We start from the raw sequence: 731 nt of genomic DNA on the forward strand, positions 1-731 counted from the left end.
AACGTTCCGACGCTACAAGCTGTTTGCGGCTTTGGAACTGAGTTTTTTCCACTAGGAAAAAACGAATTTATGAAAATTACTGTTTCAATTTTACACTAAACGAGCAAATAGCTTGTAACGGCTGTTAGCAGCTGTATCTTTAATTGCAAACGCCATCTTTAAGATGAGATTTTGCATCGCTATCACCCAATTCAGCTGCCTTTTTTAAATCTTCGCAAGCGCCAACTTGATCATTGAGCTTCGTATATTTTAAAAGCGCTCTGTTTGAGTAAGCATATCCAAAATTTCCATTCAATTTAATAGCCATATCGAAATCATTTTTTGAGTTTTTCAAGCTGTCAATTTCATAATATGCTCTTCCACGATAGGCATATGGTTCTTCGTTTTCTGGTGATAATTTAATAGCTGTAGAATAATTTTCTATAGCTTTGCCATATTCTTTTATGTCCAAGTATGCGCTTCCGCGAGAAATATAGGCAGTCGGATATTCTTTATTCAATTCGGTTGCTTTGTCAAAATTTTTGATTGCACTTTCCAGATTACCATTTCTTTGTTCGATGAAGCCTTTCCAATAATAAAATTTCACTAGAGGAGCTTTTGGGCCGTAAATTAACATTGAAGATATGAGAAGTAGAGCAATTGGAACTAATGTTCCTGTAATTGCTATTAGCACAATTTTAAAATTTCGGTTCTTCTTCATTGAGTTTTGATGATATTGCTGCTAACGTTCT

At 34.7% G+C, this 731-nt stretch carries 1 protein-coding gene; it reads right to left on the reverse strand.

Annotated elements, in window-relative coordinates; genetic code table 11:
• Positions 1-139: 139 nt before the first annotated feature.
• Complete coding sequence (locus GXM17_RS21410; RefSeq protein ID WP_163401543.1) at positions 140-700, reverse strand: tetratricopeptide repeat protein; 561 nt, start codon at positions 698-700, stop codon at positions 140-142.
• Between the last annotated feature and the right edge of the window lie 31 nt (positions 701-731).

The organism is Flavobacterium fluviatile, from assembly GCF_010645065.1.
GTDB classification, from domain to species: Bacteria; Bacteroidota; Bacteroidia; order Flavobacteriales; family Flavobacteriaceae; genus Flavobacterium; species Flavobacterium fluviatile.